Annotated in this window: 22 protein-coding genes; 3 read left to right on the plus strand and 19 right to left on the minus strand. The window is 47.5% G+C overall.

Translation table 11 applies throughout. From position 1 onward, the window contains the following. Positions 1 to 1,458 precede the first annotated feature (1,458 nt). From MARGE09_RS20940 to MARGE09_RS21010, 17 genes are all read right to left on the minus strand, one after another. The gene (locus tag MARGE09_RS20940) at positions 1,459 to 1,836 is read right to left on the minus strand and encodes an MmcQ/YjbR family DNA-binding protein (protein WP_236985122.1); all 378 of its coding nucleotides are present in this window, start codon (positions 1,834 to 1,836) and stop codon (positions 1,459 to 1,461) included. A gap of 18 nt (positions 1,837 to 1,854) precedes the next feature. Further along, positions 1,855 to 2,067, minus strand: a complete 213-nt coding sequence (locus tag MARGE09_RS20945) for a hypothetical protein (RefSeq protein WP_236985123.1) — start codon at positions 2,065 to 2,067, stop codon at positions 1,855 to 1,857. A 36-nt stretch (positions 2,068 to 2,103) separates the two neighbouring features. Continuing rightward, the gene (gene argE / locus MARGE09_RS20950) at positions 2,104 to 3,252 is read right to left on the minus strand and encodes an acetylornithine deacetylase (protein WP_236987426.1); all 1,149 of its coding nucleotides are present in this window, start codon (positions 3,250 to 3,252) and stop codon (positions 2,104 to 2,106) included. Continuing rightward, the gene (locus tag MARGE09_RS20955; RefSeq protein WP_236985124.1) at positions 3,239 to 4,039 is read right to left on the minus strand and encodes a PhzF family phenazine biosynthesis protein; all 801 of its coding nucleotides are present in this window, start codon (positions 4,037 to 4,039) and stop codon (positions 3,239 to 3,241) included. Before MARGE09_RS20955 ends, argE begins: the two co-directional genes overlap by 14 nt. A 12-nt stretch (positions 4,040 to 4,051) precedes the next feature. Next, a complete protein-coding gene (locus tag MARGE09_RS20960; protein WP_236985125.1) occupies positions 4,052 to 5,404 on the minus strand; it encodes an MATE family efflux transporter in 1,353 nt (450 codons plus the stop codon). An 86-nt stretch (positions 5,405 to 5,490) separates the two neighbouring features. Further along, on the minus strand, positions 5,491 to 5,910 hold the full coding sequence (locus MARGE09_RS20965; protein WP_236985126.1) for a hypothetical protein: 420 nt from the start codon (positions 5,908 to 5,910) through the stop codon (positions 5,491 to 5,493). A gap of 92 nt (positions 5,911 to 6,002) precedes the next feature. After that, a complete protein-coding gene (locus MARGE09_RS20970; RefSeq protein WP_236985127.1) occupies positions 6,003 to 6,443 on the minus strand; it encodes a cupin domain-containing protein in 441 nt (146 codons plus the stop codon). A gap of 91 nt (positions 6,444 to 6,534) precedes the next feature. Then, the gene (locus MARGE09_RS20975) at positions 6,535 to 6,783 is read right to left on the minus strand and encodes a DUF6868 family protein (RefSeq protein WP_236985128.1); all 249 of its coding nucleotides are present in this window, start codon (positions 6,781 to 6,783) and stop codon (positions 6,535 to 6,537) included. A gap of 53 nt (positions 6,784 to 6,836) precedes the next feature. Further along, positions 6,837 to 8,720 carry an alpha/beta hydrolase family protein gene (locus MARGE09_RS20980; protein ID WP_236985129.1) on the minus strand — a complete coding sequence of 628 codons (1,884 nt, stop codon included), beginning with the start codon at positions 8,718 to 8,720 and terminating at the stop codon, positions 6,837 to 6,839. Between the two features lie 174 nt (positions 8,721 to 8,894). Continuing rightward, on the minus strand, positions 8,895 to 11,516 hold the full coding sequence (locus MARGE09_RS20985) for a hypothetical protein (protein ID WP_236985130.1): 2,622 nt from the start codon (positions 11,514 to 11,516) through the stop codon (positions 8,895 to 8,897). A 404-nt stretch (positions 11,517 to 11,920) separates the two neighbouring features. Further along, positions 11,921 to 14,251, minus strand: a complete 2,331-nt coding sequence (locus tag MARGE09_RS20990; RefSeq protein ID WP_236985131.1) for a Tex family protein — start codon at positions 14,249 to 14,251, stop codon at positions 11,921 to 11,923. Continuing rightward, complete coding sequence (locus MARGE09_RS21605) at positions 14,248 to 14,376, minus strand: hypothetical protein (RefSeq protein ID WP_255711776.1); 129 nt, start codon at positions 14,374 to 14,376, stop codon at positions 14,248 to 14,250. Before MARGE09_RS21605 ends, MARGE09_RS20990 begins: the two co-directional genes overlap by 4 nt. Before the next feature lie 276 nt (positions 14,377 to 14,652). Next, entirely contained in the window at positions 14,653 to 15,084 is a 432-nt protein-coding gene (gene tnpA / locus MARGE09_RS20995) for an IS200/IS605 family transposase (RefSeq protein ID WP_236985132.1), read from the minus strand. A gap of 346 nt (positions 15,085 to 15,430) precedes the next feature. After that, positions 15,431 to 15,697, minus strand: a complete 267-nt coding sequence (locus MARGE09_RS21000) for a VOC family protein (protein WP_236985133.1) — start codon at positions 15,695 to 15,697, stop codon at positions 15,431 to 15,433. 252 nt (positions 15,698 to 15,949) lie between these two features. Continuing rightward, complete coding sequence (locus MARGE09_RS21685) at positions 15,950 to 16,090, minus strand: HAD family hydrolase (RefSeq protein WP_338040767.1); 141 nt, start codon at positions 16,088 to 16,090, stop codon at positions 15,950 to 15,952. Positions 16,091 to 16,353: 263 nt separating this feature from the next. Next, positions 16,354 to 16,815 carry an anthrone oxygenase family protein gene (locus tag MARGE09_RS21005; protein ID WP_236985134.1) on the minus strand — a complete coding sequence of 154 codons (462 nt, stop codon included), beginning with the start codon at positions 16,813 to 16,815 and terminating at the stop codon, positions 16,354 to 16,356. A gap of 2 nt (positions 16,816 to 16,817) precedes the next feature. Continuing rightward, on the minus strand, positions 16,818 to 17,672 hold the full coding sequence (locus MARGE09_RS21010; protein WP_236985135.1) for an NmrA family NAD(P)-binding protein: 855 nt from the start codon (positions 17,670 to 17,672) through the stop codon (positions 16,818 to 16,820). Positions 17,673 to 17,815: 143 nt separating this feature from the next. On the opposite strand from MARGE09_RS21010, the gene MARGE09_RS21015 reads away from it, so the two are divergent. Further along, on the plus strand, positions 17,816 to 18,769 hold the full coding sequence (locus MARGE09_RS21015) for an AraC family transcriptional regulator (protein ID WP_236985136.1): 954 nt from the start codon (positions 17,816 to 17,818) through the stop codon (positions 18,767 to 18,769). A 147-nt stretch (positions 18,770 to 18,916) separates the two neighbouring features. Then, positions 18,917 to 19,540 (plus strand): hypothetical protein, encoded by a 624-nt coding sequence (locus MARGE09_RS21020; protein ID WP_236985137.1) that lies wholly within the window; start codon positions 18,917 to 18,919, stop codon positions 19,538 to 19,540. Positions 19,541 to 20,424: 884 nt separating this feature from the next. Here MARGE09_RS21020 and MARGE09_RS21025 read toward each other — a convergent pair. Together MARGE09_RS21025 and MARGE09_RS21030 are read right to left on the minus strand one after the other, a co-directional pair. Further along, positions 20,425 to 20,871 carry a hypothetical protein gene (locus tag MARGE09_RS21025; RefSeq protein ID WP_236985138.1) on the minus strand — a complete coding sequence of 149 codons (447 nt, stop codon included), beginning with the start codon at positions 20,869 to 20,871 and terminating at the stop codon, positions 20,425 to 20,427. Between the two features lie 410 nt (positions 20,872 to 21,281). Further along, positions 21,282 to 22,025 carry a hypothetical protein gene (locus tag MARGE09_RS21030; RefSeq protein WP_236985139.1) on the minus strand — a complete coding sequence of 248 codons (744 nt, stop codon included), beginning with the start codon at positions 22,023 to 22,025 and terminating at the stop codon, positions 21,282 to 21,284. Here MARGE09_RS21030 and MARGE09_RS21035 point away from each other — a divergent pair. Next, the gene (locus MARGE09_RS21035; protein WP_236985140.1) at positions 22,024 to 22,197 is read left to right on the plus strand and encodes a hypothetical protein; all 174 of its coding nucleotides are present in this window, start codon (positions 22,024 to 22,026) and stop codon (positions 22,195 to 22,197) included. The two genes, MARGE09_RS21030 and MARGE09_RS21035, sit on opposite strands and share 2 nt — an antisense overlap. Positions 22,198 to 22,276 lie beyond the last annotated feature (79 nt).

Below are 22,276 nucleotides of genomic sequence, written 5' to 3' on the forward strand. Positions count from 1 at the left end.
AATTTACAGGGCATCTAGAACTAATTTACTCTAAGCGTAATACCCTCCTACGAAAATCTCCAAACTGTAGGTGTCACGATTGGGTAATAATATAATTTTCTTTCGAAAAATAGATGGTTTCACGTGGGGTGATGCCTATTAGACATCAAATATAAATCCACTAACATAGTGGGGGTGTGTCATCGCTACAACGAAGTGGTATCTAATAACTAAAAAAACGCGGAGCATGTACGACACATTGATTTTTTCTTCTGAACAATAAGTATGACATAAATCTCTTTAGGCTTTTAGCTAACACGACTTAAGCATAAACGACATGCACGGATGCATTAGTAATACGACGGAAGGATGCCATAGAATGGCCAACTGATACTGCTGAAACGTTTACGCCACTCATAAACGATGTCATCGACAAGATATTACTCAGCCTAACTTATAGGCTGCTTTTTAGTACTTTAAGGGTTAGCGAATTCCCTTTAAATAGCATTATCCACCGGCGAATAGCCGTTTTATCACTCCACTGTTCCGCTTTGCCAGTATCAATTATATGACAAGGTTGTAATACTTCAGGCATCCGGCCTTTCGGGTCTGCTAAAGTAGAACTAAAAAGATCCTGTCATTTTAGTGATTTGACATTACAGCGTACACTGCAATATCCAGTACAAAGATATCCCCAAGCCCTACTCATTTATCCGATATCCACTCGCGACGATGCTCATAGTTTTTACCGCTGTATTTGTCTTCACCCATCAGAAAGGATCTTTTAATACATCGGGAACACAAATGAAACCAACTTGGTTGATCTACAGGTATCAGCGTTCTGCGGGCTTGAACCATAAAAAACCCTTCAATCATTCGCTCCACCTTATAAGGGTATAACTGATGAGTGAAAGAATTGTCTTACCGATCATTTAATATTGAATGTTCTATATTTTTTACCAGCAACCTAAAAGCGTTAACCCTTCATTCAGGGAACAAATTCTTTGTCGTCACACAGCGTTTTACGCTCACCAAGATTAGTTATCTTCAACATCAACAGGGTCGCACGTGGCATAGGCGCGCGAGCTTTTCTCTGTAGAATTAAGTGATCCCTTGAGCGCCTAATCCCTCCCTAATCTGCGATAAGTTTACTTACATAAAATGGCGATTCACTATGCCAGATGTATAGTGGATTTTCATTCTCGTTAGTATTGAGTCACTGCATGCGTGACGAACAACCTCATTAAAAAATCGAAAATATTTAACATGCATGTCATTTGATTGTCACGGAAAATCCCTGAATGGACTGAATACAGATTTTGCATGGGTGCAGGGAGCACCTTATTAGATATTGTCTCGCCACATGGAAGTGGCTGATTAGAATAACGCAGGAGCAGAATGTCGAGGGACGAAAACTTATAAGCCACTATCGCGGAAAAAGTGCATTTTTAGAGATGCCCCAAATGCAATATTAAGCGTTTAATCTGCGTTTGGATTTTGATTTAAACCTAATTCCTTTTGTTTTTTCTTCGTTAAACCTAAAGAAACTATTCGGTGCGAATCGATTAAACATTGCTTAAGGGCGTTGTCAACAATATTGGGGAGGCCATCCTTTTGTATCCACTTCATACCGCGCGAAGCAAGGTATGGCGCAGGCCTATAACCGGGTTCATCCGATAGTATATGAAAATTTAAGTCTGATGTTTTAAAGGAATAAGCCGGCATGTTTTCTTTATTCCGGCTGCCAACGGCAAATACTTTACCGCCCACTTTCCAAACATGCGCCCCACCCCATTGAACAACATGTGTTGTTGCAGGTAGTGCGCGGCAAAAATCGTTATAGGCATCGTAATCCATGAGAGTCCTTTACGTGTATTAGTCTTCGCTACCTTCTTTAATATCGGAGACAACTTCTTTTGTCGTTTCGCCAATCGATTTGGCGGCATCGCGGGAGGCATGCCCTACTGCTGTGGTAACGTCTTTGGTGGTGTGGCCAATGGTTTTGCCGGCATCTTTAAACTCGGCACACGCGGTTAAAAAACTGACCAAAACCAAGGCTGCTATAAGTGATATATGTTGAGTTTTCATAATGACTCTTATGTTATTTGCACATTTATTAACACGCTAAACGCAAAAGCGCCGAATGATACCTTCAAGCACTTTTACAGCCGGTGCTATTTCGCTAAGTGCGATAAATTCGTTAGCTTGATGTGCTTGGTCGATGGAGCCTGGCCCCATTACGACTGTTTGCATACCTAGCGATTGTAAATAAGGCGCCTCGGTGGCGAAGGCCACGGCTTTGGGCTCGAATTGTGTTAGCTGGCTAACGGTTTGTATTAACTCACTTTCTGCCGGCTGCTCGAACGCGGGAACACCCGCAAACAGTGTGCTAAAAATAATATCGGTACCGTGCTGTTCGGCTACAGGTTGTAAGCGTTGTTCAAATTCGGCGCGCAGCTCGTCGATATTCATACCCGGCAGCATGCGTAAATCAAAATGTAATTCGCAGGCACTGCAAATGCGGTTTGGGCTATCGCCACCGTGAATGCAACCTAAATTTAATGTGGGCACAGTAACTTCAAAATGTGAGTTTTGGTATTTTTGTTGTAGCTCGTGCCGGTAACGTAAAAGCTCCCCCATAACTGAATGCATGCTTTCCATGGCATTCACCCCCAGTGCCGGGTTCGATGAGTGCCCTGCTTTGCCTTGAATTTTAATGGCTTCCATTAAAATGCCCTTGTGCATATTCACAGGTCGCATTTCGGTGGGTTCGCCAATAATCGCGTAGCGTGCTTTGGGCATCAATTGCTCGGCCAACGCGCGGGCGCCGCTCATGCTGGATTCTTCATCGGCGGTGGCAATAATAATGACAGGCTCGTTAAACTCGGTATTTTCGAAGGCTTGTAGCGCGGCCCACACGGCGGGAAAAAAGCCTTTCATATCGGTGGCGCCAAGCCCGTATAGGCGCTCGTTTTTTTCTGTGAGTTTAAATGGGTCTTGTTGCCAGCGCTCGGCGTTATAGGGCACCGTATCGGTATGGCCAGCGAACACAACGCCGCCATCGCCTTGGCCCCTTACTGCAATCAGGTTGTATTTACCGGGGTGGTCTTTTACAGGCTCTATGCGGCAATCAAAACCTAAGGGTTCGAACCAGCTGGCAAGAGTATCCACCACGGCTTTATTGGACATATCCAAGTTAGGGCTAGCGCAACTAACTGATGGCAGGGCAACCAATTCACTGAGCTGCTGAATATAGCGCTTAATATGCATGATCAACCTCAATTGCCCACTTGCCCACAATCACGGTTTGCGCTTGACCGCCAATCAGTACCCTATCGTTGCAAAGCTCTAAACGAATGTGGCCGCCGCGTGCCGATAACTGCTGGGCGCCTAGGGTCGTGCGTTGCAGTTTTTTGCTCCAATACGGCATTAAACTGGTATAGGCCGAGCCTGTCACTGGGTCTTCGGGTATGCCCAATTTGGGGGCGAAAACTCGGCAAACAAAATCACACGCATCACCCGGGGCCGTTAAGTAATGAATGCGCGCGGGCAATGCTTCAATTGCAGAATAATTAGGCTGAAAATCTCTGATGGCCTGTTCGTTTTCGCATTCAATAAGGGCGGCAAGGTCGTTATACAAAACCGTAGCTTGAGGTAAAGCGAATGCCCGTCGGTAACGATCGGCATCTTCACTGTTTTGCAGTTGCCGCACGGGAAAGTCGAGCGTTAACTGAGGTTTGCGGGAAACAAATAAAGTACCACTGGCCGATTCAAACGCAAGGCGCTCGTTGCGCATACCAAAGTGCTCGATCAGTACATGTGCTGCGGCTAAAGTAGCATGGCCGCACAGGTCGATTTCTACTGTGGGGGTAAACCAGCGAATGGTAAATTCCCCTGGCCCCGTTTCAACGACAAACGCTGTTTCGGCTAAATTGTGCTGTGCGGCCATGGTTTGCATGGTGCTTTCAGCTAACCATTCATCCAGTACACACACCGCGGCAGGGTTGCCCGAATGGGGTGTTTGTGTGGTAAAAGCATTCACAAAATAAACGGTCTGCATTGCAGGGTTCACCTAAGTGTATTGAGGTTTAAAAACAAAAAGTCGCCATGTCAGTAAGACTGCAGCGATAGCCAAACCTGCAGTTAGGGCAACCCAATAACCCGCAGCGCCCATCGCAGGAACAACGTAGTCGGTATACGCCAAAACATAACCCAAGGGCAAGCACACAGCCCAAAAAGCCAGCACAATAATTAACATCGGCAAGGTTGTGTCTTTATACCCGCGCAAAGCGTTTACTGCCACAACTTGGATAACATCCACAATTTGAAAAATAGCGGCCAGCATAAATAGCTGGGTGGCAACGGTAATAACGGCAGGCTCTTGCGTGTAAACATGGGCAATAATACTGCGACCCCAAAACAGAATGGGCGCATTGATGCAGGCTATCATCAAGGCTAACGCAATCGAAGAGTAAGCCACTAAGCGCGCCTGAGCGTGAGACTGTTCGCCCACTAAATAGCTAACGCGCAGCAGTACTGCCATACCTAAGCTTAATGGCACCATAAAGGCAATGGATGTGGCATTAAGCACGATTTGATGCCCGGCCACCGTTTGCGCCCCCAATGGCGCAAGGAAAAGCGCAATCGCGCAAAACATACTGACTTCGACAAACAAGGTAATGCCAATGGGGATGCCCAAGCGCAAAATAGACATTATGAGTGCGGCATTAGGTAGGCTTACATGCTTAAAAAGCCGGTACCCTCGAAACTGTTTGCCCCACGCTAAATAACCTAGCATAGCCACAAGTGCGCACATATTCGCGCCGGTGGTGGCCCAGCCACAGCCAATGCCACCCATAGCCGGTAGGCCAAGCTTGCCGTAAATAAGCACATAGTTCAGCGGGATATTACAAGCGGTACCAAACAGCGAAAAAGCCATAAAAATCCACGTGTGACCCATACCATCGGTAAAACCGCGCAGTGCCGTTAGTAGCAGTAACGCCGGTACCCCCCAGACAAATGCTTGTAGGTAGCCGGCCACAATGGCGCCTGTTTTGGCGTCGGTATTAAATAGGTCGACCACCGGCATGGCGTTCCACAGTAACGCCATCATGGCGACGCTGCCAACTAAGCCGATGTAAATGCCTTGCCAAGCAACTGGGTGAATTTGGCTATGCTGCTTGGCCCCCATGTGCTGGGAAATAATAGGCTGTAAAGCGCCGAGTAGGCCAACAAAAAAGAGCGATAGCGGCACCCAAAAGCTAACGCCAATACCCACCGCGGCAAGGTCGTAAGCGCTGGCATTGCCCGCCATAACAGTATCGACAAAGGCGTTGGCCATTTGGGCCAATTGTGCGACTAAAATGGGGGCACCTAAGCGCAATAATGTGCGCCACTCTTGAAAGGTGCGTTGCAATAGGGGCATATAAACGAAGGCCTTGGGACACGGTCGGGCAATATAGCGCGCTTTGGGAAGGCGTGCCTAGAATCTAGTGAAGGGGAGTATTTGTGTTAGTCGTCTGGCGGTAATTCGCTGAGCACTTGGCTGCTTTCGCCTTGCATCACCTTGAGGAGCTCTAACCGCGCTTGGTGATGCGGAATGCCCCGCGCTTCAAGGTAGCTCAGTACTTCGCCAAAGTTGGCGCGCCGGCGTGCGCCCTCGTCGGTAAGATCGCGGCGGTCGTTAAAAAAGTCTAGCAAGGTGGAGCCGCATACGCAGTTGCGAAACAACTCGACCATAGAATCGCCATCGTCCCCAGTCGCCTCCTTTAACCCACTATGGCCTTGCATAGCTTTGGTTTCGGCGATAAAGCTGTCTACATCGGGGTAGCAGCGACCGCAATTATTACAGCGCTTTGGAAACGAGGATTTTGCCAGCGCTGTTAGGCCAGCAAACAAGGTAGGGTCGTGAATAGTGCTTTGTGCGTTCATGGCGGCCTCCATCAATATTCATTGATCCGCTCTTAAACTGTAGCCTACATCTGCGTTGTGCGTTATAGAAAACAGTAATGAGCCTTAGCCTTTTAACCGAATAAGCGCTTAGCCGTTGGGGTGGGGTTGCGATGCGAAAACAACTTAAATACGTAATTAGGTACATGCCATTCGCTGGCAGTGCCAATAGGGAAGAAGGCCACACTGCCCTTTACCAAGCGCTCGGTTTTATCGCCAACCGTCACAATCACTTCGCCCTCTAGAATGTGAACAACTTCGTCGCACTTGAAATACCACATAAACCGCCCTTGGGTACAATCCCATAGCCCCGTCATAAAGCCACCATCGCCAGAAAGGCACAGTGTTTTAGCGCGCATTTGCGGGTCGCCCTCCAGCACATTGGCGGGGTGAAAGGGCAAGCCTTCCATGCCTTCTTTGCTGGTGCTGTCGCCCATTTCAAATTGGCTGCGACGGCTAAAAATTAGAGCGTTAATTTTATGGTATGGCTTAGATAAAAAAGACAAAAGGGCCATGAGTTTCCTCAAAGTAGCGTGTATGGAAAAGCCTAATAGGGGGCGGCCAACATAAGGGAAATGGCTTAGCGCATCAATGGGGTTATCGATGTTATGCGCTGATGACTAGCCGAAGCGCCAAATAAGGGACAAGGTTAAATACCAAAAACAGCGCTTTGTAGGTGGCCAAGTAGCGGTATGCCTCTAGCCGGCACTGCTCTGGCGTTAAACCAAACAGCTTAGCTTGTAGCGATGCGACTGGGCCATTAAGGAAGATAAGTGCAACTGTAGACAGGCCGAGTACTGCTATGTTTATAACAGCGCTCCAACCTAAGATGTGCATAAACGCGTCAAGGGACATAGTGCGTAAACTCCAAATAATGAATGCCGCTACACTATACCCCATGACGGCTTTTAGTTTAAATAGGTACTCAAGAAGCGGTCCATGGCTTCGAACATTTTAATTTCGTTTGCTTCAATCGTCCGCCAATGCTCGCCTTTGGGGAGTTTGACTATCTCTGTCGATTTTCCTTTTTTCTTCAACCTTTTGTGCATTTTGGTTGAGTGTTCGGGGTCGACTACGCTATCGTCTTCGCCGTAAATAATTAACATTGGGTCATCAATTTTTTTGATTAGATGATAAGGCGATACTTTCGCTAGGCCCCACTCTGGATTAGTCAGCTCTTGGTTATATTCATTGTGCCAAAGCGTATCACGGTTGAAAAATTTCATATCTAAAACCCCATTAATACTGATACCACATTGGTAAAGCTCCGGCGTCGACGCCAACCCCATTCCTGCAGCATAACCACCAAAACTAGCGCCAACAATGCAGACCTTTTTAGGGTCAATAATTTCTTCTTTAACTAACCAGTTAACACCATCGGTAATATCATTCTGAATACCCAACCCCCACTGCTGATCACCCGCGCGTAAATGCTCAAACCCAAAGCCTTTCGAGCCTCGAAACTGCGGCTGAAAAACCGCATACCCTTTGCTGGCAAAGAATTGAACATAGTTATTGAAACCCCAGTAATCTCGCGCCCAAGGGCCGCCATGAGGGAAAATAATGGCCGGAAGTTTAGGTTTACCCTTGCCTTCGGCCGAGGCCGGTAACGATAAATAGGCCGGTATTTTTAGCCCATCACGTGCTTCATACTCAACTGCTTGCATTTTTGCCAGTGCCACACCCTCTAACTGGGGATAAGCTGCCGCCAGAAAGTCCATGCGCCTTTCTTTTAAATTTAACAAGAAATATTGAGGTGGAGAGGTATCGCTGTAAACTTCATAGATGGCTTTTTCTAAAGTCACATCGTCCACCCAAGATCGAAGTCTTACGCGCTTACCTTTAAACGTTTTTTCAAGAACGGCTTTTGTATTGTCCCTAATTTTATCAGCGTGCGGACCCAACCATTTACCAGTAACAATATCTAACTCGAATAAGTCCTCGTCATCTTGGTCATAATTATCATCTTCCAGTTCACCTGACGTAAGAATAAGAACGTTGTCTCTGGCGTAATCAAAACGCACAGGCTTTAAAGCACTTTTGTCCATAAACGACTTTTTTTCAAGCAGCTTAAATGATGCGTCTTCACTCGGCCTTGTATAGATGGCGACATCTGTACCAGCGCCAACACCAAATCTAAAAGCGACACGTAATTTACCCTGATTATCAGCCATAAAATAGGAGTATCCACTTCGGTTACGCTCTACGAGAGTTTTTTTACCGGTATAAATATTGACCTTATGTATTTGCGCTTTGTCAAATTTATCTTCTAGCAGATCCAAACTTAATAATACATGCTCAGGATCATCATCTAGTAAGCTAATTAAGCGTGGGTAGTTTAAGGTATAACCGTACTTATTGGCCTCCATATCGAAATAAACAGGGTTTAAACCACTGCGATCCACACTAAAAACACGGATAAAACTACGTTTAGGCACGGTAACTTTATAGGTCGGTTTCCTTAGAGTATAACCCTCAGCCGTCATGCGGATAGCCACTAACAATCGCTCATTATTCACCCAGCGAAACCACTGTAAGTGGGCGCCATTTAAGGGTAAAGCGCCTAACTTAATATCTGAATCCGCCGCTAAAGCTTTCGTTATTAATGCCGGCTTACCCTCGTACACCATTTCATAAGCAATGCTTTTACCATCAGGGGATAGCTGAAAGTAACTGGCTTGCGGGAGCTTGGCAAAATCGGCTGGCGAGGGTTTGATGGTTATAGAAGAGGAGGCCCAGCTATTGCTGGCGATAAGAGAAAGCGTAACGAGTAGAAACGACAGTATTTTCAAGCGTCATATCCTTATGTTTATGGGTGTATTGATTGAAACAAATGTTTAACGGAGACTATTTTAACTGTATTCGTATCTACTGAGCTAGTAACACTCTAAAAAGTTTCGCTTAGTCGAAAAATCCAAACAAAAAAGGGCCCGTAGGCCCTTAGTGTTTTGTTTACAAAATAAACATTAGTTAGATGTAGTTTGTGGGTATTGGTACTTCTCGCGTTGTACGTACTCCACCGCCCAGATAATGGGTTCTACATAGACGTTTTTGTCCTGCCCAAACATCATGGCATCTTTAATGTCTGCCATTGTAGCTAAGAAGCCTTGGCGATCACTTTCGATCTGGTCCTTCATGTAGGCATCTTCCTTGTACAACTCTTTAACCCTAGCAACGGTTTGTGGGTCGTTAATCCAACCATCTACACCGTAAGGGCCTTTGGGTAGGCGGTCGGGGGCTTTGTCTAACCATAAACGCAGGTCGTTACTGGCGCGGTTCATGCCGTCGGTGTGACAACCAATACACGAGCTACCCAAGTTAAGGCGTGGGTCAGAGCCGCGGAAAAATCCGCTGCCGCCAGGGTTGGAATAGGAATAGCCAGTGGCAGTACCGATATCGTCGCCGGCCTCTGTCAATATGCGTGGGTCGCGCACAATATTAGTGAAGGCGTCGAGTCGACGTTGGTTAAAGCCGCCCGTTAAGTAGTAACCTTGCAAACCGTTATCTAAGCTGTAAATAATCTCAGATGCTGCCTGCATGGCTCCGCCTTCACCGGTGTAATGCCGGCAGTTACCAAAGCCTTGCACTGCACCACTTTGATTATCACAACCCTGTGTACCACCACCGAGGAAGCCAAAGTTATCGCCAGTTCCTTCGCCAAATGTTTGGTTCAAGCTGGCAATAAAGGTGAAGTCGGTATTGTCGTCTTGTACAGATAACGATTTAACAAACTTTGGAATGGGGTTTGCCCACCATGGGAAGCGGATATCTTGGCCGGTAGGGTCGGCATACACATCAAAGATGTTGCGGTCGCGGCCGCTTGCAAGTTGCCCGGTAAAGATATCCCAAGTTTTCCAATACCAGCCCTTATTCGGGCGTTTGGCGCGCCAAGTTAAACGTGAGTCCACGGTAATGGCATCAAAGGTAATCATGTAATCGTAAGAGTCCATGCCTTTGCTGATATCCACTTCAAGATTGCGCTCCATTTCATCGGCGTAGAAGGGGTTGGTCATCATGGCGTTATAAACGTCTGGGCGGGTAACGGTGTAAATAAGTTGCGCCGTCTCTACCCATTCAAAGCCATTAATATCAACATATTCACCCGCTTGGTTTGTTCTTCGTGCGCCTTTAAAGCCATCGATGTACGGGTCGATATTGGCACCGTTTACGTTAGCGCCTTCTACGTTGCCGTGCAGAATACGCTCCCAAACAGCCCACGCGTGATCGTCGTCGCGCACGGTTTGGTTGGTAAAGTTGTATTTACGCTGCTGGATAGAGCTATCTACCACTTCGCCTTTGTAATTCACTTTTGGTGTGTTGGTAAAAGCAAGGTCGTCATCCGAGCCACCAAATAAGATCTCTTTAACGCCTTGGTTGTAACCCCAGTAATCACGAATATCAAAGCGATAAAGGATGCCCTTACCATTAACGTCTGTTGGGTTAACAATTTCAGGGGCCCAGCGCGCTACCGAGTTCAATGCTTTCGACAATCCAACCCTTACAATATCAAGCTCGTCGGCCGTTAAGCCTTCGTTGTGCAGCTCGTGCATAGAGGTATAGACGGTGTATTTGCGGTCATCTGCAGAAAGGGTGGCTTTATCCTCTGCGATCCATTGCTCCATTTCACTTTCGCTAATTCTGGTACCTGCTGGTACCCCGCGTGGCGTTTCTGGCAGCATGTGTTCTATTTTAGCTTTCCAGGCTTCTACAGCCGCTAGCATGTCACGGCCAGCACTGGCACAGCTTGCGCCAGAAGGGCATTGGTGCCTTTCGATTTCTAAACGAACAACAAACTTCGATTCGCGTGGGCTCTTGAAGTTAACGCGCGTTAAGGCGTATTCGTGTGCAAGGTTAACGTCATTATCCGAATGCATAGGGGCTTGATTACCGCCAAGCTCTGGGGCAATGGCCGAGTTATGGCAAGAGCCACAGCCAGAGTTTTTCAAGTGGGGGTACAGCGTCTCTTCAAATGCGGTGAGTGATACGGCTCTATCAAAACCTACGCTTTCGTCCAGCGCACCTGGCTCATAGTTAACACCGCCGCGCCCATTGGGCAGAACCTTGTAACCGAGCCCTGTGCCTACGCCGTTATCAGCTGATGAGCTAGTTCCCGAGGTTGGTGCAGAGCTTGTAGTAGGCGTGCCGCCGCTTCTAAACGACCACAAATAAGCGGCGGTGTCGTTTGCACAACTGGTTGTACACAGGCCTGGGCTAGTAGAAGGCATAGATTGGCTGATGTACGTCGCCAATTGCGCAGCTGTCGCACCGCGGTTCATAGTTATGGCGTTAAAGGGCACCAAACCGCCAAAGGTGCCATCACCATTATCGGTGTGGCAGCCCGAACACAGGCTGTCGCTCATTAACGATTGGCCATTCGCTACGCTGCCAATAGTGGCGGCTGCCGAGCTAGAGCTAACCACTGCACTCGAGACGCTCACAGGCACAGAGCTGGAGACAGCCTGACTTGATACAGCGGCTTCGCTGGAGCTTGAAGTTATTTCTGTTCCGGTACACGCGCTTAGCGCTAAAGTCAGTAATGCGCCTGCGCTATAAAATAAGAGCTTTTGTTTATTCGCTGCAATCATCATTTTGTTGTCCCATCAGTTTGTCCCCTTTTTATTGCTGAGCAATAAAAGCGGTAAGTTTTTGTAGTTTTGAAAAACACAATTCAGAGCGTTTTTATGGCTTTGGAGAGTGAGCATGTGCAATCACACACGACGAAAGTAGCACGGTGTCAATGACCAAAAATGGCTTAGGATGTGAGTAAAAATTGAACGGCGTCAAAAAACGAATTGAATAAAAAAAACCGGTTACAAATGAATTTGCTTTGGGTTAAATAATTATCAATTTTTTAAATTATGACGGTTTTAGAGACAAGAAAAAATGGGATTTTTGTGTCATATGCACAAAATAATGACAGATATGGTAATAAAAGTGAAAACAATGACAGGGAAAGGGGAAATAAAAAAAGCGGGCTTAGCCCGCTTTCATGTTACTTTTTCTTGAGGGCTTGCTCGAATAAAGCTGCCATAGTGCCTTGCTGAACGTTGTCTTTAAAGTTGCTGTTTTGCCGGCCACTACGCTGTGCTTTATTGGCGTTATTGCGGTTGTTATTTTGACTATTTCCCCCGCCGCTGGTTTTTTCACCGGGGGTGTCATCAAGTCGCATACTTAATGCAATACGCTTGCGCTGCACATCCACTTCCATCACTTTCACTTTGACGATATCACCGGCTTTTACAACGGAGTGTGGGTCTTTTACAAAGGTGTGGCTTAACGCAGAAATATGCACCAAACCATCTTGGTGAACGCCCACATCAACAAAAGCACCAAAATTCGTCACATTGGTAACGGTACCCTCTAGCGTCATACCTAGCTCTAGGTCGCTTAGCTTTTCGATGCCGTCTTTCAATTGCGCCGTTTTAAATTCGGGGCGTGGGTCACGGCCGGGTTTGTCGAGCTCCTTAATAATATCGGTAACCGTGGGTAAACCGAATTTATCGGAGATGTAGTCGCTAGGCTTTAAATTGCGCACAAAGCTGCTGTCGCCAACCAAGCCTTTGATATCGCGGCTGTTGGTTTTTGCAATATGCTCCACCACTTCATACGACTCGGGGTGCACCGCCGAGGCATCCAGTGGGTTTTCGCCACCGGCTATACGTAAAAAACCTGCTGCTTGTTCAAAGGCTTTTGGCCCTAAGCGGGACACTTTTAATAGCTGCTTGCGGTTTTTAAGAGGGCCGTTTTCGTTGCGAAATTCAATAATATTATTGGCAATGGTCGAGTTTAACCCCGCCACGCGCGCCAATAGTGGGGCCGATGCCGTGTTAACTTCCACCCCCACGCCGTTTACACAATCTTCCACCACGGCATCCAGCGATTTAGCCAAACGGGTTTGCGAGACATCGTGCTGGTATTGGCCTACACCAATGGATTTAGGGTCGATTTTTACTAACTCGGCGAGTGGATCTTGCAAACGGCGAGCAATAGAAATAGCACCACGAATCGTCACATCTAAATCGGGGAATTCCTTAGCGGCAAATTCACTGGCCGAATAAATAGACGCGCCAGACTCGTTCACAATCACTTTTTGGATGTTGAATTCGGGGTGCTGCTTTAAGAAGTCGCCCACGAATTTATCGGTTTCGCGGCTGGCTGTGCCATTACCAATAGCAATCAAATTGACGTTATGCTTTTGGCACATTTTTAACAGCACAGCTTCCGCTTCGGCAATGCGTTTTTGCGGCGGAGTGGGGAATATTGCACCGTGGTCCAGCACGCGGCCTGTTGGGTCGACTACTGCCATTTTTACACCGGTACGCAAGCCTGGATCTAAGCCGATGGTGGCTTTCTGGCCGGCTGGCGCAGCGAGTAGTAAGTCTTTTAAATTACGGGCAAAAACATCAATAGCCCCTTGCTCGGCGCGCTCGCGCAAATCACCCAGCAAATCGGTTTCTAAGTGGGTAAGAATTTTAACTCGCCAGCTCCAGCGCACAACTTCCGCTAACCACTTATCGGCAGGGCGCTCTTTGTTTTCTATATTGTTGTGCTTGGCGATCATCACTTCGCAAGGGTGCATTTGCCCTGGCTCTAGGTCGGTCTCCAGCGTGAAAGTCATATTCAGTATGCCTTCGTTGCGACCGCGAAACATCGCCAAAGCGCGGTGGCTTGGCATGGTGCTAAAGGCTTCTTTGTGCTCGAAATAATCGCGAAACTTCTCGCCTTCGGCCTCTTTACCGGCTACAACGCCCGCCGCTAGGTAGCCTTCGCTACGCATAAACGTACGTGTTTTTTCAAGCAGCTTGGCGTCTTCACTGAACTGCTCCATCAAAATTTGCTTGGCGCCATCGAGCGCATCTTTGCTGGACTCTATCTTGTGCTCGTTATTGAGGAACTGCGCTGCGAGTGCTTCTGGCTCTAGGTTTGGGTCGGCAAGTAACTGCTCTGCCAGCGGCGCTAGGCCAGCTTCGCGCGCTATTTGGGCTTTGGTGCGGCGCTTGGGTTTATAGGGCAGGTATAAATCTTCGAGGGTTGTTTTAGTATCGGCCCCGCGAATGGCGCGCTCTAGCTCTGGTGTGAGCTTTTCTTGCTCCGAAATCGATTTAAGAATGGTTTCGCGGCGATCTTCCATTTCGCGCAAGTAGGTTAAGCGTTCTTCTAGTGTACGCAGCTGGTTATCATCCAAGCCACCTGTCACTTCTTTACGGTAGCGCGAGATAAAAGGCACCGTTGCACCTTCGTCTAATAGCCCTACAGCGGCTTGTACTTGGTTAAGGCCGGCATTGAGTTCGTCGGCTATTTTGGCGTAGATGGTGTTAGTCATAGTGGCTCTTCGTGTGCTTTTTCGTGGCAGGCATTATGCGTAAACTGCCAGCCGGCAACAACTGCCGTTTTGGGTGCAGGATCAAGTTCGGAAGGGTTTTCGGGTAAGGAAGGAGGGGGTTGCATTTAGGCACATTAAAAAATCAGAGAGAGATTCAGAGAGAGACAGAGTGGAATGCCACTCGATGACCCCAACTATTGAAGCCCTATGCATCACGCGCCTCGCTTAAAATGGCATTACTTCCGAGACTAGAGCGTTTAGCTTGTGTGCTTAAAGCTTGGATCTCCGAGATGGGGGCTACCCTATCAGCACTGTCGTATGCAGCAGTTAACTGACCTCCGGCAAAGCCGGAGGCTTATTGGATGACGCCCTCGAAGGGCTCAAATTAAGCGCCCAAGGCGCTATACCTCGAGATTCAATTGATCCCGATGGATATCATTTTTCTCTTGGTTTCTTATGTATTCCCGCACCATCATTTCATCAAGACCTACCGTCGACACATAATAGCCTCTAGCCCAAAATGCCTCTCCATTAAAGTTACGCTGCTTACCCTTAAAGCGCCTCGCTATTGAAATTGCGCTTTTTCCTTTTATAAAACCAACGGCACTTGATACTGACATTTTCGGCGGAATACTCAAGCACATGTGGACATGGTCAGGCATCACATGACCCTCCTCGATAACCACACCCTTCTGGCGCGCCAATTCATGAAAAATATCTCCCAAGTGGTGTCGTAACGATCCAAATAACAGCTTGCGTCTCTTCTTCGGAATAAACACCACATGGTACTTACAATCCCATCTCGTATGGGCCAAACTCTTCGGGTCTCGCATAGGTTTATCTCTTATCTTTTGGTCGAGATCAGAGACTACCTGTACCGCGGTATAGGTAGAACCTATGGGAGTCACCCCAGCAGAGCTGGGGGTTTACCTAATGATTAATTAAGCGCCGGCTAAATTATATTTTAAGTATGGGGCCAAACAGATTGCTGGGAGCGAGCGATAATAAAGCCGCTAAGGCCGTGAAGCTTTTGGGGGCGGCATCCTAGAGAACAGTAACCTATTGATTAAATAGATTTTTGTTATGACATCTCGGATGATTTCCCGACTACTTAGCGGGCAATATAATAACCGGCGGGCTTGTACTTTGTACTCAATAAAGTCGGATGAGTAGGTGAAATTATTCTCCCCTAAGCTCTGTAATATGCCAAAGTTCACCTGAAGCCCCCCATAAATAAAACACGCTTCCCCAGCTCTCTTCCTTAACATCACTGAACTTTATATTACTTCTGCAATTAGTATCATTGTTAGCCAAGTTTGATGCAGTAACGTAGGCCTCGTCTATATTTTTTACAATCAGCTGCAACATCAATTTTTTGGCAAACTCCTCGCTGAAAAAATTATTCTGGAGAAAAAAGGTGCACCCGTTTTTGGTGAGGATTCTCATCGCTTGCCCAGCAGCATCGGCTTCAAAGCCCAGCGCGATTTAAAATGCCTTTGATTTTTCGTAATCCCTACAGGGGATAAATGAACGAATTTCACTAACCTCCATAGTTTGCTCCCTTGTTATCTAACACCCTTCACGGGCAGTGCTATTGCGGTGGCTCTTTAGCTTGCCCGGAGTTTATCATTACCGGCAGGTTAAACATGGAAGTGAAGCTTACAGCACCAGAAAGGGGGCTGGGTACGTTAAGCCGATTTAAAAGTAAGCCTTCCCCGCTAAATATCCGGTTTCAGCGGCCACTTCGCCATCCTCAATAACAATGCAGTTTTCAGGCAAAAATCCCATATCTTTTGCTGCATGGATATAAATGCCGGGGTCGGGCTTCCAGATGCCGATGTAATTTAGAGTGACTGTCCCTGTAAGTTGAGTAGGCCGACGGGTACCTCGATTTTCTCAAGTTGCATTGCGTTGAGGTAGTGCACTGGACTAAGTGCGATGTAACTGCCAACAAGCACCATGACAAGTCCCGATACTAAAAGATAGCTTTTGCTCGAAAGGTTTTTCATGAGAGCCTCCTTAATTTAATAGTATGAATAACGCCTCTGCGCCGCATTGACTGAGCGCCAAGCGATAGCGTTAATGAGTGCCTAGCGATAACGTTAATAAGCGCCTAGCGATAAAGTCAGTAGGGCGCATGCCGCCATGCAGCTTGGGGTTCGTAGGTGGTTAAGCCGCGTCCAATGGTTTTGGTAGTAAGCCCAATACTTGGCCAGCGCGACCTCGTCTGCCTCACTCTGTTTTAATCGATTATTCAAGGGCACATTGCCAAAGGCGGTCACCAAGAACATCCCAACGATATAAACCAGCGCCGCAGTGACGACCCGTAGTGATTGACCGGTTTGCCAATCGGCAAAGGCCCAAACAATCAAGCCCAAAAACCAAAGCGTGGAGCCGAAAAAAATTGGCAAAAATAGGGTGTTAATAATCACATCATTAATTTTGTTCATCGCCTGCGCGCCTTGCACCGGCGGCAGTTCACCCAAGGATTTCATAATGACCACAGAAAACACGAAATAGACGCCGGCCATCAGGCCGGTCATCACTATCAATAACACCAACACGACTAGGCGACCTCTGTGCTGGTGCTGGTGGGCTGAGGCGCCCAAACACCGGTTTTTACTGTGGCCGCTATATACTCTTGAATGCTTCGAGCGGGTCGGCCCAACACAGCCTCTATGGTATTTGTGGTGTTCTCGTTGCGACCATCCAGCACGTTCACAAAAAGCTCATTGATCAACCAAGCGATATCCTCTGGTAAACCTTGAGCTTTAGCGCCCGCTAGATAGGCGTCAATTGGCGCCGTTTTAAAACCAATATCCCGACCGGTCGCTTTCGCGATGGCTTGCACGCAATGGTCAAACGACAGCAGCTCTGGCCCGGTGACCTCTAATAGCTGATTAGCAAGATCGCTGCGTGTGAGCGCCGCCACGGCGACCTCCGCAATATCGTCAACATCTATAAAAGGCTCTAGGGCTTTGGGTTGTGGCAGTACCAGCTCACCGGCAGCGATGCCATCTAGCATAAAGCTCTCGCTAAAGTTCTGCATAAACCAGCTGGCGCGCACTATATTCCACGTTAATCCGCTGTTCTGAACCACCGCCTCTGCGCGTTGTGCGCCGTCTTCTCCGCGACCAGAGAGCAACACAATGTGTTGTAGGCCCGCGGCTTTGGCTGTTGCCACAAAGTCGCGAATATCGGCTTCGGCTTGGGGCACGGCCAAGTCGGGGTAATAGGTCACGTAAGCGGTTTGTGCGCCTTGCAGCGCTTGCTGCCAGCCATTTTTGTCAGCCCAATCAAATGCATAATCCGATGAGCGCGAAAGCGCGCGGGTGTTGTAGCCGAGGGCAGAAAGTTGATTTAAAACACGTGCGCCGGTTTTACCGTTAGCACCGACTATGGCAATAGTTGAATTTGTCATGATTCACCTCAGTGGGTTAGTTAGCGGGTTGCGTAAAGTTCTTTAAGAGCGGGGAGCAGTGTAGTGGCAAAATAATTGATCTTTAATACTTATAACTCTATATTTCTTTGCTAAACGTCTAGTTTCGACATGGAGGCTCACAAATGCACGGCTCCCACCAAAGAGATATACCCGAACCCACCGATACGCTGGGCGAAACCCTGTATTCGCTTAGGCTGAATGGCATGGTGTATGCGAATTCGGATTTGAGCGCGCCCTGGGGTATCGAAATGCCACCACTGGAAGGCAAAATGATGTTTCACATCGTGACCCAAGGTGCATGCTGGCTGCGCTTTCCCGATCATGAAGACGTGTTACTCAAGCCTGGCGAGTTGGCATTAGTACCGAAAGGGGAAGGGCATTGCATTGCGTCGGATTTGGGCCTTAAGTGCGCGCCCTTTTTTGATATCCCCGTTACGCGTGTCTCTGAGCGTTTTGAATGGATGCGTTATGGCGGCGGTGGCGAACCCACCCAGCTTACGTGTGGGGTATTGAGTTTTGATCATGTTGCAGGCAAGAAACTCATCGATCAATTGCCGCCCGTTATCCATATGCAAAGTGACAACGGGCAGCTTCCCGGTGCTTTGCAACCACTTATTCAAATGATGGGCGAAGAAGCGTCTGCGCTGGGGGCTGGGGGTGAAACCCTAATTGCCCACCTCGCCGACATTATCGTGATCAAAGCCATGCGCTATTGGGTGGAGACCGCCCCCGAAGCGAGCTGCGGCTGGCTAGGGGCCCTTAAAGACCCCAAAATTGGCAAGGCACTGGCGGTAATGCACGCACACCCAGAATCCACCTGGACGGTGGAACGGCTCGCGGCCAAAGCAGGCATGTCGCGCTCGGGCTTCTCTGCCCGCTTTACCGAAGTGATCGGTACCTCTGCAAAACAATATCTTACCGAATGGCGAATGAACCTAGCGCGCATGAAAATCATGCAGTCACCAGTCTCCCTCATTGAGCTGGCCGAAGAGCTCGGCTACACCTCAGAGGCGGCTTTTTCTCGCGCTTATAAACGGGTATTTGGCGTACCGCCATTGCGGCAGAAGGCGAGGTAAAAGGCTAGCCGATGAGCTCAGGCCTTGTTTTTTGTCGAGTCGTAATGGGATTTAATGTCGGCGGGAATTTTTTGATTAAGTTGGAGTGTGTGTCCTTCTAAGCGGCACTTCTCCGCGTTACAGAATTGGCGGCATAAGGGGTAAGCAATGGGAATAGGTAGAAGAGCATTTTTACAGGCATTTGGCGCATCCATTGCGAGCCTTGGCAACCCGCTTCAGGCCGTTGTATTGTCAGATGACCTGTACATCAACAGAGCGCTAGGCATCGCCTTTCATAAACCCCCTGGCTGGCACTTTGCCTCCGTGCGCGAGTTCTCCGAGTTGAGGCATGAGCAGATCCTTAAAGATGACGAACTGTCTGAGCAGCTGAGAGATGCCGGAGAACCACTGGTCGTGATTTCAAAACTAGACCCTGCACAGCAAGCTTTAACCCCCGCCATTACCGTATGGGTTGAGCCGGCAGATCTAGGTGATGGTGAGGCCTTAATTGAATGCATTCCCTACATAGAGCGGACTTATCAGCGAGTGCTTAACCATTACCGAGTCATCGGCAAGCCAATTACACAGACGCAATCAAATTGCGAGTCCGTGCAATTCTTCGCGGAGTTTCTTTTTGAGCAAACAAGCATGAGTGCTATGGCCAGAAATCGATGCCTCGTCTCAATAAGAGAAACGCAAATGTTCACAATAAATATGTTCGACTATCCCACTCTGAACCAAAGCACTCAACAAGAGTACGACGGCTTTCTAAACTCGCTTTACTACGTATAACCAATAACCACGAGACACTTATTTCGTTTTAAGAAAATTTAAGGACAACCAAGCTTTGACGGGTCCAAAAGATATGCTACAAAAGCCATTTCACATATCATAGAGCTTTCACCTTCCTCTTCAGGCGGCTCGCCTACCATAACCCTTAGCCCATTTTCGATTGAATATCTGAGCAAAATCCAAGATGGCCTCACTATCGCTCGCGCAGTAACTAAAACAACGGTCAAAATTGCGAACTTGTTTTAAACACTTATCGGGGTTTATGCCGTACCGGCTGACCAACTGGGTCACCTCGGGTGGAATGGCACCGCGTTTATCTTCCCTTACAACACGCCCCGTCGCGTCGGCCAGCAAAATATAACTTCAGGGTACCAGCCTGAAGTTATGCTGCCTTTTTTTCATAAAAGTGCCGAATTTCAAAAAACACGATTAAGCCGAACCATAGTTTGCATATATGAGTGGCAAAATATTTTGAGGGGTGCCTGTCCTCGTTTTTTCTATGCAAACATAAAGCAACAACGTAATGTCGGTATTGATGTGGGAAAAACGTTTCTGGATATTCATAGTCTAGAGGTTCGCTACTGGCAAATCTATAATTCCGTCGAGGACATCAAAACGCTTATTAAAACGCTCAAGCGCTTCAATCTGACAACACGTAGTGGTAATTCTCATTAGGGCACGGCGGAGGAAAAACCTTCGACCTCGTAGGTGCCGGATATTTGTCAGCACCACCACTTTGCAAACATCAACATAAAAGACGTTAATCAGGGTTGGAATGGTACAAGACAAAATTATTTACCCTCACCGAGGCTAAGGGCGGCACGATTTTGTTGACAACAATTGGACGTCCACGTCTGTCCCTTTAATTTACCCGTCGATTCTCTTTATTGGGTAGTATGAGGTCGCTTGACAACTTTTGAGTTCATTAATTCGAGCTCCTCAATCATCTTTTTCCTCCATTCGACGCTCCCAGAACCATCGCAAATGCTAGTCATTTGAAAATCTCCGGCATCGATCGATTTGGAAAATATTAGATACTCTTCGCCCTCTTCAAAAAACATTTGGCAGTTGCTCCGGCCCTGTGGGATGTAGACTGTCCGAAGTTTTTCTTTAGCAATTTTTTCTTCAAATTCCTGCTGGGAATAAGGTACCTCAACGCCTCCAACAAACCGTTGCATCTTCGAGATTCCATCTGCGCTATGTTTGTACACCTTTTGGGGGCTAACTATTGCAATTTTATTCGCAAGTATGCAGTTGCCCGGCCCTCTGTGCTCTACAGTTGGATCTAATTGGCAGAGATTAATAACCGAAACCGCCTTGCCAACATACACATAGGTCGCTTGGTTTTGATAGGCCTCTGTAGATCCGATAGCACAACTACACGCCAGAACAGCATTTGAGGGTAGGTAAATCGCGAGTGCAAGATAGTATTTGTTTCGCGCGAGAGAGGCTACCAAAAATACAAAGCACCTAAATAATTTGGATATGTACATAAGCGAAAATCTCGAGTTAAAATTTTAATTGGCCGTTGCAGTCAGCAAATAATGACCGGAACAGGCACTCTCGACATAGCCAGTCTTGGCGTTATTGTGAACTTTGGGTCTATGCGCACAAACTTTCGTGAGGTAAGGAGAACCTAGTGCTTGTACTAGTTTTTACGTGTCGTTATTTTTTTGAGAGTGCCTGTCCTGCATTATTGGTAGGCGTGCCAGAAAAGTTAGAGTGTGTGCCCCGCCAGGTGTTAAGCCTGTTCTCCAAAAACTCTCCGCTCTACACTCTTTGACATCTCTGGTATAGCGCTTTCACAAAGGCCAAAAAATAGTGCCACCGCTGCCATGGTATCGATATTATTATCTAGGGAGGCTAAAATAATCTCGCTTCTTATTAGAATAACTGACGATACGCCAAGAATTGCTCCTGCTATTGGCCTAGTGGAGCCTTGTAGGATAACCGCAATCGTACTTGTATTTGGATCGCTCCACAGTTTCCGAGACCGAGCCATTACGGATAATGCGGAACCAGCGATACTACATAAAACCGCCCAATAAAATACTTCCGAATTCGGAGTTCCAAATTGCTCTAGAAGTAGCAAAGTGCTTATCATGCAAGCGATGGAAGCGACAAGGCCTGAAACGGAGTAAACTACAGGAGCGTTTCTGATATCGCGCAATGACTTCTGTATATCTCCGAAAGCATCATCAATCTTATTTGGGTCATTTGTATGAAAGGCCGAATATAGTGACTTTGCCGCATGGACATAGTAATGTCGCCTAAGATCTTGCGGAATGCTAACAGCTATATTACGCAAAATATTATCGAATATATTGACAGCGGGCATCATTTCAGCTGGAACAATTTTCCCGTTTTCAAAATATTGCCATCGAATATGCTTATCCTCGGTAAAGAAACAGCACGCAATATTTCCTTGGCCAAGTATTTCGGTAACAACTTGTCCAGTTTCACATTGGTCTCCAACTGAAAGCATGAATTCCTCTTTTACGGTTAACGCAGAGCACTCTGGCCGAGCGCGGCGAGGCCTAGGGCACGTAGTGGCTGATGTAGGACTGCACAGTTTGGATGTTTTTGATAAAAATGAGTTTGACGGCACTGGTTTTGAAACACTAGGCTCGTGTTCGTTGGCAGCGTACCCTCTGTAGTGAACGAAGGAAGAGGGAGATGTAGTATGCCTGCAAAAGTTTTGTGTTGTATTAAACCGAACACGGTGCTACTTCTCTT

The organism is Marinagarivorans cellulosilyticus, assembly GCF_021655555.1.
Taxonomy (GTDB): domain Bacteria; phylum Pseudomonadota; class Gammaproteobacteria; order Pseudomonadales; family Cellvibrionaceae; genus Marinagarivorans; species Marinagarivorans cellulosilyticus.